General features: G+C 36.0%; 16 protein-coding genes. 2 read left to right on the top strand and 14 right to left on the bottom strand.

Annotation, left to right across the window (positions count from 1 at the left end):
* Positions 1-5: 5 nt before the first annotated feature.
* From ACYPXO_RS00910 to ACYPXO_RS00895, 4 genes are all read right to left on the bottom strand, one after another.
* Positions 6-938, bottom strand: coding sequence for a DUF932 domain-containing protein (locus tag ACYPXO_RS00910; protein WP_459638857.1), 933 nt, complete (start codon positions 936-938; stop codon positions 6-8).
* A gap of 35 nt (positions 939-973) precedes the next feature.
* Entirely contained in the window at positions 974-1,483 is a 510-nt protein-coding gene (locus tag ACYPXO_RS00905) for a JAB domain-containing protein (RefSeq protein WP_459638856.1), read from the bottom strand.
* A 182-nt stretch (positions 1,484-1,665) separates the two neighbouring features.
* Positions 1,666-3,126: a zinc ribbon domain-containing protein gene (locus ACYPXO_RS00900; protein ID WP_459638855.1), complete on the bottom strand. Its 1,461-nt coding sequence runs from the start codon at positions 3,124-3,126 to the stop codon at positions 1,666-1,668.
* 25 nt (positions 3,127-3,151) lie between these two features.
* Entirely contained in the window at positions 3,152-3,943 is a 792-nt protein-coding gene (locus ACYPXO_RS00895) for a zinc-ribbon domain-containing protein (RefSeq protein WP_459638854.1), read from the bottom strand.
* Positions 3,944-4,046: 103 nt separating this feature from the next.
* Here ACYPXO_RS00895 and ACYPXO_RS00890 point away from each other — a divergent pair, with 103 nt between their 5' ends.
* On the top strand, positions 4,047-4,367 hold the full coding sequence (locus ACYPXO_RS00890; RefSeq protein ID WP_459638853.1) for a helix-turn-helix domain-containing protein: 321 nt from the start codon (positions 4,047-4,049) through the stop codon (positions 4,365-4,367).
* On the opposite strand, the gene ACYPXO_RS00885 is transcribed toward ACYPXO_RS00890, so the two are convergent.
* From ACYPXO_RS00885 to ACYPXO_RS00855, 7 genes are all read right to left on the bottom strand, one after another.
* A complete protein-coding gene (locus ACYPXO_RS00885) occupies positions 4,368-4,619 on the bottom strand; it encodes a hypothetical protein (RefSeq protein WP_297777605.1) in 252 nt (83 codons plus the stop codon). It abuts the gene before it with no gap.
* 97 nt (positions 4,620-4,716) lie between these two features.
* Positions 4,717-5,403 carry a hypothetical protein gene (locus ACYPXO_RS00880; protein ID WP_297777608.1) on the bottom strand — a complete coding sequence of 229 codons (687 nt, stop codon included), beginning with the start codon at positions 5,401-5,403 and terminating at the stop codon, positions 4,717-4,719.
* Between the two features lie 32 nt (positions 5,404-5,435).
* Positions 5,436-5,567 carry a hypothetical protein gene (locus tag ACYPXO_RS00875; protein WP_297777610.1) on the bottom strand — a complete coding sequence of 44 codons (132 nt, stop codon included), beginning with the start codon at positions 5,565-5,567 and terminating at the stop codon, positions 5,436-5,438.
* Positions 5,568-5,897: a hypothetical protein gene (locus ACYPXO_RS00870; protein WP_297777611.1), complete on the bottom strand. Its 330-nt coding sequence runs from the start codon at positions 5,895-5,897 to the stop codon at positions 5,568-5,570.
* 102 nt (positions 5,898-5,999) lie between these two features.
* Positions 6,000-7,265: a tyrosine-type recombinase/integrase gene (locus ACYPXO_RS00865; protein WP_297777612.1), complete on the bottom strand. Its 1,266-nt coding sequence runs from the start codon at positions 7,263-7,265 to the stop codon at positions 6,000-6,002.
* A gap of 63 nt (positions 7,266-7,328) precedes the next feature.
* Positions 7,329-7,526 (bottom strand): excisionase, encoded by a 198-nt coding sequence (locus tag ACYPXO_RS00860; RefSeq protein WP_297777614.1) that lies wholly within the window; start codon positions 7,524-7,526, stop codon positions 7,329-7,331.
* Between the two features lie 116 nt (positions 7,527-7,642).
* Positions 7,643-9,634, bottom strand: a complete 1,992-nt coding sequence (locus tag ACYPXO_RS00855) for a hypothetical protein (RefSeq protein ID WP_297777616.1) — start codon at positions 9,632-9,634, stop codon at positions 7,643-7,645.
* Between the two features lie 174 nt (positions 9,635-9,808).
* Here ACYPXO_RS00855 and ACYPXO_RS00850 point away from each other — a divergent pair, with 174 nt between their 5' ends.
* Complete coding sequence (locus ACYPXO_RS00850; RefSeq protein ID WP_297777618.1) at positions 9,809-11,470, top strand: hypothetical protein; 1,662 nt, start codon at positions 9,809-9,811, stop codon at positions 11,468-11,470.
* Between the two features lie 143 nt (positions 11,471-11,613).
* On the opposite strand, the gene lysS is transcribed toward ACYPXO_RS00850, so the two are convergent.
* From lysS to ACYPXO_RS00835, 3 genes are all read right to left on the bottom strand, one after another.
* A complete protein-coding gene (gene lysS / locus ACYPXO_RS00845; RefSeq protein WP_459638852.1) occupies positions 11,614-13,539 on the bottom strand; it encodes a lysine--tRNA ligase in 1,926 nt (641 codons plus the stop codon).
* Positions 13,540-13,556: 17 nt separating this feature from the next.
* Entirely contained in the window at positions 13,557-14,039 is a 483-nt protein-coding gene (gene greA / locus ACYPXO_RS00840; protein ID WP_459638851.1) for a transcription elongation factor GreA, read from the bottom strand.
* Positions 14,040-14,217: 178 nt separating this feature from the next.
* Positions 14,218-18,300, bottom strand: coding sequence for an exo-alpha-sialidase (locus tag ACYPXO_RS00835; protein ID WP_459638850.1), 4,083 nt, complete (start codon positions 18,298-18,300; stop codon positions 14,218-14,220).
* Positions 18,301-18,382: the final 82 nt, after the last annotated feature.

Below are 18,382 nucleotides of genomic sequence, written 5' to 3'. Positions count from 1 at the left end.
CCTCCTTACGCCGCTTTCATCATCTGATACGCCTTGTCAATCAGCGGATTTCCCTCCACCGTTCTTGCAAACAGATTTTCCTTATAGTTTGCTGTTCTGCGTAATGGCTCTGCATGAGTGGCAAAATCACTGACCGCATTGACAAAGGCATAGGCATTTTTCCCTACATCCTTCAAATCGGGCGCGTCAAAATAGCGAATCTTCATATCTTCTCGAAGACGTTTCATATTCCGTATCTGCTGTGGGGTGGAATCTTCCTCCAGTGGCAATAAAATTTCAATATACTCCAATACTTGCTGGTCAGTCAGCTTCTTTCTGCGGAGCGTTTCAAATTCTTTGCCAAGACTGTCCATATATTTTTCTGCCATAAATAAAGTATCTTTTGCTTCCTGCATCTTTCCTTTAATATCTCCAGTGTGAATCATTGACCAAGACCGTTTTGCCGTAGACAGTGCCAAATTTAATGTGTTCTGACATACGACCCGAATCGGTGTGATTGCTGCCTTGATTGCCCCCGAACCATCATGGGAGTTGAAGAATACTAGATATGGACTGATTCTCTCGCCGGAAATAATGTACTCATGCGGCAGATGTGCCAGTAACCATACTTTTCTTCCGCCCTGCAAACTGCCTGCGATTTCATAACGGACACCTTCTCCCAGCAGTTCATCTGTAAAGGCAAATGCTTCTTGATTCTGTACAATCTTATAGCGGTCTGTCACAACACCCAGTACCTGACGGTCTGTATCTCGGACATTTGCCTTGTATCCTTCAATCAATTCTTTTGTTTCCGTATAAATCGGTTCCTGAATGACACTCCACTCTAAGCCTGCCGCTGTCAGTGCTTCTTTGGAATTTAATGCCTCATTGACCCTTTTCCCTAATCCATGCCAAGGTGTTTCCCTCACATAAAACATGTTCTCTACATTTGCTGCCATAATCATTTCCTCCTTATTTTCTCAATCTTTTTTTCTTATGCTATTCTACTCTCTGTATCTTTCCAACTTTTCCATTTCAGCGTATCCGCAATGCTGTGGAACTCCTCATCACCTAACACAATGTGATCCAACACTTCAATGTCTAACAGTTTCCCTGCTTCTCTCAGTTTTTGGCTAATATCAAAATCACTACTGCTCGGGCGCGAGTCTCCTGATGGGTGATTATGGAAGACAATGATGGATACTGCATTACTTAAAATAGCATTTTTAAACACTTCCCGCACGCCTACTAAACATTGATTTACTATTCCTATTGCAGCTACTTCCATGCTGATCGGCTGTGCCTTTCCATCCAAACAGCACACCACCAGATATTCCTTGTCTGCATTTTCAAACAAAGGCTTCGCAAACTCTGCCGCATCCCATGCACTGTGAAAACAGACACCTTCATTCCAATACGATTTCTCACGAACTGCGATTGTCCGTATGATTGAAACTCTGTTATGATCCAGTTCTTCTACACTCTGTAATTTCTTTTTAACCATATTCCTTAATCCTCCTTTGAAATTTCCTCGATTGCTACTGCAATCACGCCTAAAATTGCAATCAAAATCTTCCCCATGCGATACCTCCTTTTTTGCACATAGAAATAGAGCAGAACCCCGAAAGATTCTGCTCTGTCAAATATTGTTTCACTGTTATAATATGTAATTGAAAATGGATACTTTTACTTAGATTTTAGAATACCATCAAATCCACTACCAGTAACTTCCACCTGATTATTTTTAAATGTAGCAGTCCCGTATATCTCTTTAGAAATACTGTCTACGATTGCCAGTCCACCATCTCCTTGTGTATATAACCTTCCATCGATTTCCAATCCATTATTATATTTTACATGGATTGCCGCTATATCTGCCCCCGTAGGAACATACTCAGTGCTTGCCTCTGCCATTTGTTCTGATACTGTGATTGTCGTTGTATCATTTTCATAAGTACCTTCGATTTCTAAATCAGGTGTAGAAGTACCACTAATTCTACGATAATTTCCCCAACCTTGACCTACTCCTGATGTTACACCAAGCAATCCGTTTTCATTTTTATAAAATGTATAATATTGCCCTTCTAAATAGTCTTTGCCCGCACTGCATCCGGATTCTTTCTGTTCAACTTGTCCGCTTGCTGTATACATTACATAAGACCATTCATATCCAATAGAAGCGATTACAAGACGTTCTCCTGAATCATCATCCTTATATGTACCTGCCCACCCCATTGTAATTGGGTCTGTCAATACATTCTCCTTTTCATTGCTTTCTGATGACTCTTCTTGCGGTTCTTTTACCGGTTCTTCTTCAGCTTCTGTTTCCACCTCGGGTTCCGGTTTTGTTTCTTCCCTTTCAGGTGCTTCTGATTCTTTGTCTTTTTTCACTGTTTTCAATTCTTTATCATCCACATTAGCTTTAATGTCCTTGTATGTTAAATTTGCAACGTCATCTTTGGTAAGATTAATATAGTTTAAATCATCTACAAAATCATCTACATTTGATTTTAATATAACCGCAATATTATCATCCTTAATCTGTTGAGCATACTCTTTCTCCGTTTCATATCTTTCTCCATTTACAATAAATGTAAATTCATCATCTTCGATATTATATGTAATAGCTGATAAGTTTTCTCCATCCAATTCCGTATCGCAGTACATATTTAATTCTTCTGTCTTTAAATTATATTTAAATGTTCCATCATCTCCTAAATTACTACCAACTAATGTTTCTGCAAAATACTCGCTAATTGAAGGAATTGACATTTTTACATACATTGTTTCCTCTGTATAGCACAATGTCCAAATATCTCCATAAGCAAATTCGTATCCGTTCTCTGTTTTACTAACCATCGTAGAATCTTTCAATTTTTCTACAATTTCTTTTGCCTTAGAGTTTCCTCCAAACATTTTCATTGCAAAAATACTCACAATTATGACGATTGCTACAATTCCTAGCACAACTATTGCTTTTCCTGATTTCTTCTTTTTCGGTTCAGTATTAGGATTCTCACTTTTCACATCTGATTCCGTCAATATTTTTTCTTCTTGCATTATCTTCTTCTCTTTTATTGCTTTTCCACAGTTTGGGCAAAATACATCGTTATCGCCTATCTCTTTCCCACAGTTTTCACAAAACACAACTATCACCTCTTAAATTCATTATTTAATCTTCTTTATCAACATCATCAAATATTTCTCTATCAACTGCCCATTGATATGGTCTATGTGATAAAATCATATAATCAGCTTCTATCAACAAAATTGCTACAATTACCCATGGTCCTACTTCTGCCGCCGGCAATGCCACCCAAGTAGTCAAACTTAAAAATCCTGTATCCCCAATATAAGTAATGCCCGTAATAATCCATGCTGCCGTAAGGATAAAATCTACTACTTTTTCAGCAACTTTTATTTTTTTCGATATGCTTACAATAGTTTCATCTTTAAGTCCAAACTTCAACATATATGGATTTCCAGCATAGTTTCTGTAATTTCGATATAACCAGTATAATAGTAATCCAGAAACCAAAAATACTCCAAATGCTTCTGCATATTCCATATCAGCTAACGATGCAAATGCTTCGCTTACCCCGGGATTCAAGAAAAATGATATAATAAACAGTTTTAACAATAACCATCGCTCTGAAAATCTTACTTTTTCAGGTCTTGTATATTTGTATTCTTCTCTACTAGCACCATCTGTATTCTGCTGGCTTTTCTCGCTGAATTGCTTCTGATTATTGTCCGCTGTTATCCTACTACCACACTTCGGACAAAATAGCGTTCCTTCACCAATTTCATTTCCACAATTAGCGCACTTCTTTATGGGTTGCTTTTCTTCACTCGAAATCTCATCACTCCCTTTTTCTTGTTGCTCTAAAATATTATTTCCACATTTTGAGCAAAACTTTGTACCTTCTTTGACTTCATTTCCACACTTACTACACTTAATCATATGCCTTTCTTCCTTTATAGCTAATATTTTTATACTTATAGATAATTATACTCCAACTAAACAAATATTACAATGAGATAAATATCAGTTAGGAGTTTGTTATATGGATAAATTAAATTTTGAACGAATAGGAGAGAAGTTAAGAACAATCCGGCTATCTAAAAATCTGACACAAGAATATATTGCCAATGCAGTTGACATAAACACCAGCCACATCAGCAATATTGAAAACAATCGTGTCAAAGTATCTCTTTCTACACTGGTACAAATATGTAATGCTTTGGATACTACCGTTGATTACGTTCTTTCTGAAGAATATAACGATTCTTCTTCTGCTATTGAGCAGGAAATCCTCCATGAACTGCACGCTTGCAGCAATCAAACCAAAGAACAGATTTTGAAAATTGTAAAGGCTTTACAGTAACTATTTTGCTGTATAGCATTCTGTCATCAGCATTACAGCATACTGAAAACCTTTAATAAACCCTGTTTCTTCTGCAAGACTTGTTACTGCAAATAATCCATCTCGAACTTTTTCATAGTCATTTTCACCTAGACTGACCGTACCTTTTTTTAGAAAATCTTCTGTCGCCTTTTCAATATCTTTTCCTGCTTCTTTCAAATACTCCGTTTCTGATAATAAAAACTGATAGATTTCTTTTGTTTTTTCGTACATAACTTTTCTTCCCCTTTCTTGGAACATATATAAGTTCCAAACCACAAAAAACAGCCAATGGAGTTTCCCCATTGACTATTTCCGGCGATTTTATTTCTTATAAATGTAATTTAGGAAATCTTTTAACGTCTTCATACATTGCCTGTATATCTTCTTCTGTAAGTAAATTTCCCATAGATACAATCGTAACTCCTAACCCTGTTTTTCCATACTGTTCTAGTTCTTGTACCATATAGTAATGGTAATCTAGCCATTCCACTCGTGGTCTTACAAGAAAAACTGTATCTCCTAAAATTTCTTCTACATTTCTCTTGGAATACATCAAGTAATGAGGAATCTGTTTTATTCCCAAAAATTCTTCTACTGGATATTTATGCCCACATCCAGATTCATAGTAATCCATTAGTTTTTTCTGATGATAAACAAACACATATTTTCCCACATAATGTTTCTTATCCAATTTGTCCTTGATACGAAACCACAAGGAACGTTTAAATTGAAGTTCTGCTCTGCACATAACTAAATGATGTGAGTCGCTATAATATTTTCCTATTCCGTCTTGCTTACATGGAAAATAGATAATTTTGTCTTTATTATTTGCCAAAATAGCACAGGCATAAGTCATCCATTCAAAAGCCTCTTTACAGCCATCCACAAACATCATCTCCTCGGCTGGATGATCGTCATACGCCCACATGTGCTTAATGAAAGGAAATTTTAAAACTTCATATAATCTTCCTTTTTCATATACTTGATATTTATCTACTTTTATTTTCTTTTGCATTTTTTGCCTCCTAATTTTCTACCTATTCCGCTTTAAATTATATACATTTTCAGGGATGCTACTTTTTCATAATCTGCAATATTTTTATTTCTCATAACATAAAGAAGCAGGACAAAATCTTCTACAATTTCTGCCCTGCTTACTATTGATAAAATACTTCTCATTTACGCCCCATAGATAAATGGCTTAATCAGTTTTCCTTGCTTATTTGACATTGATGGCGTAAAAATCTGTTCCAATGGTCTTACCATCATATATTTCCTAAAATAAATCCAATTTACCATTTGAATTTCCGGAATACAAATCCGATTCCCATAATCATATTGTAATTCTTTGAACATTGTTCTCGCATAATATGTCGCCTCTTCAAATGACGCAAACCCTTTCATTTTATACCGTTTTAAATACTGTCGACTTTGTAAAACTCTGCTATAATCTGTGTACACCCCCATTCCATTTATTCCTGCCAGTGCATAAAAATATTTTTTTGCCATATTCTTTCATCCCTTTCTGTATTTTTCCATAACAATAGGCTCTTAAACCGCTAAACCGCCATAACCGCCTGATTATAGTTGCAAATCCTTACATTTTGTCTTCTATATCTGCTGGTTTTCATGGTTTGGCGGTTTATCCCCTTCCAAATTCTCTCCTTGGATAATTCTCTGAAATTCCTGCTTCTTTAAGTCATTCGTTACATCTGTATAAATATCCAGCGTCGTTTTAATATCTTTGTGCCCCAAAACATCCTGAAGCACCTTGATATTTACCTTCTGTTCCACCATACGGGTTGCAAAAGTATGCCTTAAAGAATGACAGCTAAATCTCGGTAATAAAACGGGATTTGCTTTTCCTTTCTTCAGTTGCTCTTCATTACAGTCTCTCATAATTCTTCGCAACGCCTTATTTAAAGTTCCCTGATGCTGCACATTTCCAAAGCGGTTTACAAAGATAAAATCTGTAAATCCATCAATACTAGCACTACATCTAATACCTGATTTTTCCTGAAAATTTTTCTCCAATAAAAACGCTTCCTTTACATAATCAAGCATAGGAATTTGACGATTCCCGGTCTTTGTTTTTGGGGTATGAATATTAAAGTAACACCCATTTTGAGCATGATTATAATAAACCAATGTATGATTTACATCTATCATCCCTTCTTCTAAGTCAATATCACACCACCTTAGTCCAGTCACTTCCCCTACTCTCATTCCCGTTCCAAGCATAACAGCAAAAATAGGATACCAATGATAATACTGTGTGCCTTCAGATTTAATAAATTTCAAAAACAACTCCTGCTCTGGAATTGTCAAAGCCTTCTTTTTTTCTGTTTCTAAATTATGTACCTGCTTCAACTCTTTCAACACATTGTCCGAAACATTTAATCTCAAATATCCATCTTCTACTGCCACTGTTAATACCTGATGAAGAACTGTATGGATACCATCTACCGTAGTTATTTTCAAGTTTCTTTCTTCCACCAGTTTGTTGTAAAATCTTTTCACATCAGATTTCTTTAATGTCTGTATTTTCATCTTTCCCAAATCCGGCTCAACAAACATTTGATACATATAACAATAGTTTTGCAATGTATTATCCTTTAACCCTCTTTTCATATTTTTCCATAGGTCATAGATGTCATTGACTGTGGTATTTTTACTCTCAGATCGTATTCCATCTGATTTATCTTTTATCAGTTCTTCTTCTTTTTTTCTCAATTCTTCTAAACTCCTAGCAGTGATACAATGTCGCTTTCCATTTTTTGCTGTCCAGCGATATATATAATACCCATCTGCCCGTTCTCCCTCTCCTTGACGTAACAATCTATGTTTACTGTCAAATCTTTTACCTGACTTTGCCATAAAAATCTCCTTTCTTGTCTTTTCGCCCTTAGAGTTTAATTTCTTCCAAGGGCGATTTCTAACTTAAATTGAATACATACCGTCTAAGTATTCTTCCAGCTTTTTTCGTTTAAACATCCTTTTTGATCCATTCCATAGAACAAATTCGCACCGTTCATCTGAACTAATATCACGAAGCTTCTGAATGCCAATGCCTGTATAAGCAGCCGCTTCCTCTAGACTCAATGTTGATTTTTCCCAAATCGGAACTTCTAATCGCATACTTTTTCCTCCTCGCTATTTTTCAAATCTTTTATGCCGTCTAAACCATCTATTTTTGTTAAAATTGATTCCTTTTCTTCATAAAATCAAACGGTTTAGGCGGTTTGATGGTTTTATCAATTTTCCTCTAAGCTTTCAAGCACTGATTTTTTGATATATAAATATCGGCAAGCATTCCCTCTCTGAATAGGAAGTTTTCTTGATGCAATTCTATGACCGTCTTTCTCAAGAATATCCAGTGCACCTTTTCTATCCAATAAGGCAATCATTTCGTCTGAATTGATAATTTTCGGAGTGTCAGGAAATCCTTTCATCTCCTCTTCAATTATCAGCCGAAGATATTTTGTGCTAATAAAGTAAAAATCTTCATTCTCGTAAACTTCTACTTTTTCCCTGCAACTTTCGGCATTTAATAAAACAGGGGCAATTCTATTATTATCTATTGCAGTTTTTAGGATAAGAAGAACCTGCGTTGCTTTATCTCGTTTTCTCAACCGTTCTCCCATAATATTCAATTCTGTTAAAACAGACTCTTCTACACAACAAAGAAAATGTGCTGCTTCCGATACATTCCAAAAACCACGCTCTTCTGCATACATACAAAGAATTTCCGCAACCATTCGCATTGTTGCATACATTCCCGCAAATCTTCCTACTGCACACCTGTGAACATCCCGAAATGCCGTATATTTCTTTTGAATTTCTTGAACACAAACATCAAACCGCTCAGTCAACCAATTCAAAAAATCATAAGCATGCGTAGATAAAATCCATCTGCTCTCTTGAAATATCTGCAACTTTTCATTGTCAACATCATCTACTGTGATTTCCGTCAAAAACAAACGTGTCAACGACGATTCAACAAGATTAGGCGGATATTCACCCGTTATAATGCAGTTTCCGGCAATAGGAAAGAAGATCTTTTCTGCATTCGGCGAAAATTCTAACATTCTTTTTTTCTGCACTCCATCACCATAATAGCGAAGAAGAAGATCTAACTTTTTTTCGATTTCTCTCTGTTCGGCAGGATTAGCCCCAGGCTTGAAATCATCTATGATTACTGAACCATCCTGATACAAACCTAAAGTTTTTTCAATACCACACCCCGTAGCAGTCGCAAATTCTGCATCTGCCTTTAATTCTTCTCTATCGAACAACTTTCCAACTGCGGTCACTAAGCTTGTTTTCCTGCTGTTGGTCGGTGCAGCAATCATAAACGAAAAATCAATTCGGTGACCTGCCTCTTTAAAAAGTGTAGTCATCCAACCCGCATGAACAAATAGAAGTAATGATAAACTTGAGCGTCGGTTCTTACAAATATTCGCCATTTCCATAGCCATATCAAAGACTTCTTTTGTTCCAACATATTCCTTCCGTAACAGCAGTTTATAACTTTTCCCCTTCGTATGAACATTGCATGTTCCGCCGATTATTCCGCTGTGGTAAACATATTTCCAACCATACTGTGGAATGTTTCTCCATCCGGCTCTTTGATACATTATCTCTTCCTCTACAAACTCCTCCTCTATACATTTCTGTATCATCCTTTCATACTTTATTTTTTCATCTTTTCCCTTAGGTATATCTGCCAAAGAATGAGTCGCCTTTGTTAGCCAACCACATTCCTTAATCTTTTCACTGCTGACTTCTGCCTCATACTCTTGTCGCACGCCATTACCTTTCAAAATGCTGACTTTGACACCATATAGCAGCTCTGTCTTCTCTCCCTGACTGGTGTCCCACACATAATAAATCTTCTTTTTCAATGCAATTTCAAAGTTAAAACCTTTCAACTTCTTTGCTTTTTCACTAACTTGTGGTAACTCCGGCAGTTTTCCTTCTGTTTGAATATATTCCTCAAAAGCACTTGCGACAAAGCGGTTCAAAGGATTTTCTGTTGGCACAAGCAAATTTGCCATCTCCACCGCCTCATCTGAAACAATGGTAAAAGGTCTGATTTTTGAAATTGAATTTTCCTCCTTTTTTTCAACTTCTTCATCAACCACAAATGGCTTTACCATTTTTCTCTTTTTATCGCTTCCTTTCCCCTCAAAAGATGTTTCTAGCATATTATTTTCTGTTGCTACTTCAATCGTGAATGGTTTCATGATATTGTTCCTCCTTTTGTGTTATATTTACATTATATTCCATTTTTTGTAAATTATCTTTCACATTAAATTTAATATATATCATTTTTTCTTTTACATAATTATTATTTTATGCTATTATATTTATATATTTAGATATTTTGTAAATCATCTTTTAAAAGGAGGGTTCATTTCATGAACAGTGATAACTTCACAGACATCTACTACCGCTTACAATACTTCTATTTCATACAACCTGAGCCTCTACTTAAGATTATACAATCTAAGGCTTCATACAAAGAACACCTTGAAAATCCCTCTTCAGAACACTTAACAGCCCTGTTCGACGATATCTTTACAACTATTTTTAGATATTCCCATTACTATACTCAATATCTAAACCCAAATACTTTTACCAATTCTTTTTTTGGAGAAGGTCCTCTTCTAATGGATAAGCAAAAATCTTATCGTTCCGGTTCCTGTAATTTAATTCGCCTTTCTTTATTGCACCATTGTATTATCCAAACTTTCTATAATCTGCTTAAAAATATTCATCAAGACAAAACTTCTGATTATAAAATGAATTCTAAACATCATTTTTTATTTCAAAATGGGTATTTTGGCAATTTAGACTACATGAACTCCACCAAAACAGAGGATATTCAATTAAAAAAGCACGATAATTCTATACAATATCGCGCCTTATATTCTCAGCGTTATAAAGCTTTTGACAATTTAAACGAAAACAGTTATTCAAAAAAACTTTTATTTTCTGTATTAGGTAAATTACCACCTAAAGAAAATAACAAAAAATCCGCTCACTTTTTTCATGTTCCTCCATATTTGAATTTATGGGCAGACTTCATTTTTTCCAGCAAAAGTGTTCATTACTTTGACAAAAGCCAAACTAAAGGAAATCCATTATTCCCTAAGTACGCTAGTATTTTTTCAGATTATAACGACTATCTAAATATAGCAAAGATAAATGCTGATAAATTACTATTTTCGTATCCCGTAGAGTGCAGTTACTCATTTCAAACCTGCTACGGACTATTACAATTACTTACAACTATAAATAATTGCGAATCTCTTCCAAACGCTCGCACTTACAAGGATCTCGAAGGAAACATACTGTTGAATATCATGAAACTTTTAAAAAACAATCCTCTTGTATATAACAGACATTTTCTTCTTAAATATGCCTGTGATGCAATTTGTATGGGAGAATTATGTCAGACTCGCTACCTTAATATTTCAGCATCATCAGTAATTACAAAAATGACAGATGATTTTTCTACTGAAAATGCAAAAATAGCATACGGTCTTTCTCTTGCAGAAAAATTTTTAATGCACATAAATAATATCGTCATCCCCTTAATTACTGACCTTTGGAATTACATCATTCATTCACTACCCGATAATATTATTAGCATAGAAAATCTCAGAGAATATATAAATTGTTACTATCCTCTAATTACTGCAGATTGGGCATTGTTTACTCCAAATGAAATTAGCAAATATGGTTCATATGATTTATCTGATTTATCAGAATTTCGCTCTATCTTAAAAAAAGACTTGCTCGATACTAAAAAAAGTCTAGATTTTTCTCTTCCGAAAAGAAATTTTGTTATAAGTAATAACATGGAAGAATTATTAAAACATTATTGCGATATTGACTCCAATTTCCAAATCACATATATACCACCTGATATCAGAAGTCATTTTTACAACTTTCTTCCGAAAAGAGGAGTTGATAAGAATTCCGAACAAATTTTTCTTGATTCTACACATCAGGATCATGCAAAAATCCTCTATTCTTTATCTACAAATTCTTTTGGTTTTGAATCTAGTAAATAACGCAAACAGGCTCATGGAAAATACATTCCATGAGCCTATCTTTTCATATCTCTTTATAAAGTTTTAAATCTGTTCTCATTATTGGTACAAAATCGGTACAAGATTGGTACAAAAATCATTTTTTCATTTTGTTTTTACCTTGATTAGTACAACTTTGCACCTGCTGGAATTCTATCATCTACCATCAGTAGATTTAATCCCTCTCTACCATCTTCCTCATGTACTGCTGAAATCAGCATACCCTCAGAATCAATTCCCATCATCTTTCTTGGTGGTAAATTAACAATAGCAATCGCTGTTTTTCCGACCAGTGTTTCCGGTTCATAATATTCGTGAATACCGCTTAAAATCGTGCGTTTGCGGTCTGTTCCGTCATTCAAAGTGAACTTCAATAACTTCTTACTTTTTGGAACTGCCTCACATGCTTCAATTTTTACTGCACGAAAATCTGACTTGCTAAAAGTATCAAAGTCAACTGTTTCTTCAAAAAGCGGTTCAATCTTCACATTAGAAAAATCAATTTTTTCTGCTGGTTTTTCTTCTGTTTTTACCTGTGTTGCATTGTTTGCTTCGTTCTTCGCAGCGCCCTGTGACTTCATTGTTGGGAATAACAATACATCTCTAATCGCTGCCGAATCTGTAAGTAACATACACATTCTGTCAATTCCAAAACCGATACCGCCTGTTGGTGGCATACCGATTTCCAAAGCATTCATAAAGTCTTCATCTGTTGTGTTTGCTTCTTCATCACCCTGTGCAAGTAATTCTTCCTGTGCTTTAAAACGCTCTCTCTGGTCGATTGGGTCATTTAATTCTGAGTAAGCGTTTGCCATTTCCCAACCGTTCATAAAGAACTCAAAACGTTCTGTATATTCCGGATTTTCCGGTTTTTTCTTTGTTAATGGTGAAATTTCAATCGGATGATCCATAACAAATGTAGGCTGGATTAAATGTTCCTCTGCAAATTCTTCAAAGAATAATGCAAGAATATCGCCTTTTTTGTGACGTTCTTCGTATTCCACTTTATGTTCTTTCGCTAATGCTCTGGCCTCTTTCAATGTATGAACTTCGTTCCAGTCAACACCCGCATACTTCTTAACAGCATCTACCATTGTAATTCTTTCAAACGGTTTTCCCAAATCCATCTCAACACCGTTGTAACAGATTTTCGTTGTTCCAAGAACTTCCTGCGCTACATAACGATAAAGATTTTCTGTCAAATCCATCATTCCATTGTAGTCTGTATATGCCTGATATAATTCCATTAATGTAAACTCAGGATTATGTCTTGTATCTAATCCTTCGTTACGGAATACACGCCCGATTTCATAAACACGTTCCATTCCGCCGACAATAAGTCTTTTTAAGTATAACTCTAAAGAAATACGAAGTTTGAAATCCTCGCTCAATGCATTGAAGTGTGTTTCAAACGGTCTTGCCGCTGCTCCGCCTGCATTTGAAACTAAGATTGGAGTTTCTACTTCCATAAATCCCTGTCCGTCTAAATATTTTCTAATGGCACTGATAATTTTAGAACGTTTAATAAATGTATCTTTTACATCCGGATTCATAATTAAATCCACATATCTCTGGCGGTAACGCAAATCTGTGTTTGTTAAACCGTGGAATTTTTCCGGAAGAATCTGAAGACTCTTTGATAATAAAGTTACTTCATGTGCGTGAATAGAGATTTCACCCATTTTTGTACGGAATACATCACCTTTAATACCTACAATATCTCCGATGTCCATTTTCTTGAAGTCTTTGTATGCTTCTTCTCCTACGTTATCTCTTGCAACGTAAGACTGGATATTTCCCTGTAAATCCTGAACATTACAGAAAGATGCTTTTCCCATAACACGTTTGGACATAATACGTCCTGCGATAGAAACATCTTTTCCTTCCATTTCTTCAAAATTATCTTTAATTTCCATACTATGATGAGTTACATCATATTTTGTAATAAGGAACGGATTTTTTCCGTTTTCCTGTAAGTCTGCCAATTTTTCACGGCGTACTTTTCTTAACTGGTTAAGATCCTGTTCCTGTGCATTCTTTTGTTCTGCCACTTTTCCCACTCCTTTAATTAAATTGACCTTTCAATTTTTAACACTTTGTATTCCATAACGCCTGCCTGTGTTTCCACTTCTACGACATCATCTACTTTTCTTCCGATTAATGCTTTTCCTACAGGTGATTCGTTGGAAATTTTCCCTTCAAGGCTGTTCGCCTCTGTAGAACCTACGATTTTAAATTCCATTTCTTCTTCAAATTCATTATCGTATACTGTAACTGTACATCCAATGCTGATTTTGTCCAAGTCTACTTCATCTTCTACAACAACTTCTGCATTTTTCAAAATCTTTTCTAATTCTTCGATACGTGCTTCAATATCTCTCTGCTCGTCTTTTGCTGCGTCGTACTCTGCATTTTCCGATAAGTCACCTTGTTCTCTTGCTTCTTTAATCTTTCCCGCTACTTCTTTACGTTTTACAACTTTTAAATTTTCTAATTCATCTTCAAGTTTCTTTAATCCAGCGTAAGTAAGAATAGTCTTTTTGTCTGCCATCTTAACTGCCTCCCTTGATTTACCATTTTATTTTTTCATGAAATTTTTCATGTATTTCTTCATTTGAATATACTTTGACAATTTCTGTATTATACTCTAGAAACAAGGGATTGTCAAGATTGTTCGGACTCGATAAAACATATAAAAACGGGGGATAAACTATGTATCCCCCAAATTTTTATTTACCTGATTTTCTGCGAAGAATTGCAATGATTACACCAAGGCATCCTGCCATTCCTAAAGCAGTTGCAAGCGGTTCTGACACATCTCCTGTTTTTACCGGTTTCTGATTTTGATTACCGCTGTTTCCGGTGTTGCCATTGTTGTGACTTCCACCGTTTCCGGTATTACCGTTGTTGTCGCTTCCGCCATTATTGTTATTATCGTTTTCTCCTGTTGCAGAAAGCACTTTTGTTTCTTTCACCTCACAGCGTTCGCATACTCTTTCTTTGTATCCGTCTTCTGTTTCAGTAGGTTCTTTCACTACTTTCCACTCACCAAACTGATGTCCTAACGCTTCCATCTTTCTCATTTCTGTTGTTTGGCATCTGCTGCACACTCTCGTTTCTTCTCCTTCTTCTGTACAAGTTGCCTTTGTTGTTACTTCCCAGTCACCCCATGTATGTTCACAAGTTTCAGGGTCTTGCGTAACTGTAATCTTGTATGTTGTTCCCTCTGTAACTAATGTTACCGTACCAGGATTTTTTCCTGTAACAACATTTCCTACAGATGCTTTGTAGAAACTCCATGCATTATCATCACCTGCATATGCGGCAACTTTGTTATTTTCCTGTGCCCAGTTGTTTAAATATTTTCCATTATAAGAAACTGCAAATCCACCTTTACCTCTTTCTGTCACTGTCAATGTCTGCGGTGTATCTTTTAATGTTACGTTTTGGTTTTCAATATTTACATATTTTCCGTTGACATCTTTCATCGTGTAACCATTTTCCACTTTTTCAAGTGTCCAAAGAGAGTCTTTGTATTCTCCTGTATTGAAGTTGGCTACTTTCATACCCAATCCGCTCGGAGTTCCGGATACTGTACTTGGTGTATTCAACATAATATGTGTGCTGTTTCCAAACAGGTATACCCCTTCCTCCAATTTTGAAATTGCTTTGTAAGGAGGCATATCATTCTTTTCTACTTTTGTAATACTTGTTGTATCGCCTTCTTCTTTTATCACTTTACCTGTAATATTTACATTTTCTCCTACTTGTAAATTTACTTCTTTCACATCATTTTTTACAATAATGTAATATGTCGTTTTACCGATAGTAACTTCCGTCTTTCCTTCCAACACACCTTTAACTGTAATTTCAGTTTTTGCTTGTGTAGTTTCTCCCTCGTACATTTCTCCGGTTACTTTTGCAACATAACTGTATTTGTCTGTTTCAAATGAAGGATTGAGCAGATAGTTTTTGTTATCTGATGCTTTTGAAGCAATCAGATATTGTCCGTTATCTGTAAGTTCTGACGTATCTTTTACTTTTACATATCCGACAATTTCGCTGTCTTTTGCGTTTGCAGATGCTTTATAAATCTCGAATTTACAATTATCGTGCATCTGCCCGTTTCTGTCAAAGTGTAATTTTCCGACTTCTTTATGGAAGTATAAATATCCTCCATTATTACCTGCTCCGTCCTGTTGGAAACTAAATGTGCCGTCAGCATTTTTTGTCACTGTAATATCTGCACTCGTTTTGGTGAGAGGTGTATTTGCCGTTAACGCTGTCTTCGGAGTAAGGTATACCTTTTCTCCTTTTGCCGTTGTTGCAAAAATCACAAATTTTCCATTATCTTTTTTGTCAAATGTAAACAGACTACTGCTGATTTTCTTTTTCTCACCGCTAAACTGGACATTTGTCCCTAACTGAATTTCTGCTTCCGGTTTGATTTCCACTTCTTTTTTAAGCACTTTTGCTACATGGTCAGAAACTTTTGTCGTATTTGCCGGATTAAGTACATAGAACACTCCGTCCGCTGTTTTAGAAGCGATAAGATACTGTTCACCGTTTTTTACTTCTGACAACCGGACTACTTTCTTGTATCCCGAAATATCAGACTGTTCGCCCACCGCTTTTTTATATAATTCAAATTTACAATTATCATCTACATTATTCTGTCTGTCAAAATGTAATTTGCTTGTATCTCCTTTATGGAAATATAAATATTGTCCTGCCGTTCCTGATGTAGTATCTTTCAATGCAAATTTACCTTCACCCTGCTGTTCTAATAAAATATTAGAACTTGTTGTGCTGCACGGACATTTTACAGTCGAAACTTTGTGACTTAAATATACTGTAGTATCTCCTGCTTTTGCAGAAACCGTATATGTATTATTCTGTCCGCTTACTGCATTAAATGTAAATAAGCAACTGTCTAATTCTTTTTCCTGTCCGTCAAATTTTCCGTTTGCCGTAGCAAGTTTTGCTTTGACTATCGTTTCCACTTTTTTCGGGTCTTCCCCTTCTACTGTAACTTCGGCAACATTTCTGTCTAATCCTTCCAGTTTACTATCACTGTAATTTCCTGTTTTGTCCGTATATGTTTTTGTATCTCCCACACGCAAATTTACAATCTCATATTTTTCACTGTCTGTTACATTTATACGGATTTTTGTACTTGCCCCTTCTGATTTCACAGTGACAACTGCCTGTTCCAATCCTTTTACATATGGAGAAGTTAATTTTAATCTACCGTTTTCATATGTGGCTGTCACTGCTTTTTTATTATCTGACTCTACAGTGACTTCTGCATTATCTTTTACCCCATTTACTGTAAATGTTTTGCTTTCATTAGATTTCATTGTAACTTCCGATACGCTTTTTCCCGCATCATCCGTACACCAAATATTTCCGATTGCTCCGCCTTTGGCAATATCTTCAATACTCAAATTGATATATTTAATTTCTGTTGCACCATTTTCATATAATAAACCTACCGTTCCGTCAGGCAATACGGTTAAACACGAATAGGCATAGTATTCCGAACCGTTAATACTATATTCATATGCCCATTTTAATGTACCGTCATCTTGTACTAAACCTACGAAAATCTTTCCAGCCGAACGACTGCTTGTGCTAGAAGGCGCTGCAAAAAGAATGGCTGTCTTTCCATCAATTTTCTGTGGATAAGTTACCGCCGTCAACTGACAGCCTAAGTTATAAGTTATCCCCATTCTTTTCTGTTCAGACCATGTTTCTCCCCAGTCGGTTGATACATAATACCCACCATGGCGTGTAAACATATATAAGCTGCCGTCTGCCTCGGTGATAACCGCTTCAGAACTTGTACCTGCTACAGACTGGCCACGTTTCCAAGTTTTTCCTTTATCATCAGAGTAAATTGCAACACTGTTCTTATCTCCACCTGTAAATTCATACGCAGTAAATACAACTCTTCCTGTTGAAGTGACCATTCCTCGTCCCGGACCGACAAGAAGCGACTGCTCGTTAGGTTTTCTCAAATTCAAGATGGAAGGAGAGGACCATGTTTTTCCACCGTCGTCCGACGTTGTCATATAAAGATAATCCGTAGGCCATACTTGAAACGGTGACTCTGCTTCAAAAAGATTCGTATCCACATTTTCACCTTTTACATTAAAATATTCATCAACTGTATAACCTTCTACAATATTTCCACTTGCATCCTGAATAGAATAAGATAATTTACCTTCCTGTCCTTCATTTTTTACTAAACGATATGTATAGTTTGTCTGTTTTGTTCGCTCCGCACACCATACATCACTCCAGCCCTCTTTACTCGCCAAAAGGATATTTCCCTTTTCATCATGGCTCTTATTTGCTACAGGCTGTTTTTTTGCACCGTTCAACGCATATCCTGCCGGATATAAATCGGCAATCATATATACTCTCTTGCCGTCTGTTGCCATTGCCGGATCAATGAATGCCGTTGAATTTGTGTTATGTACATTTCCATTATCTCCAAGATAATTTGCAAACGTATAGTTCCATGTTCCCCCATTATCTTTAGAATAAGACACAATTGTGTCCAATCCGCCGCCATCCATATGTGTAGTCCATCTGGCATCACAGCCTGCTACCAATGTTCCGTCATCCAATGACACTAAACACGGAATACGGAATTTCTCACTTCCACCTGTTCCCACCCAAAATGGCTGTTCTTTTGTCGTACTGTCCTGAGGTTTGACCCCTTGATTTGCTAAAACTGCAGGCATACTGCCAAATGCCAAAGTAGTTGCAAGCAACAGCGCCAAAACTCTTCTTCTCTTCTTCATTCTTTTTCCTCCCTAATTCATAGCAAAAGTATTTGTGCAAAACATCTAATCCGAACTTGTTTTTGCCTTGATTTTTATTATA

This window comes from Faecalimonas canis (assembly GCF_054601575.1).
Note: the sequence above shows the minus strand (reverse complement) of the source record. Positions and strands in the feature narration are given on the sequence as shown.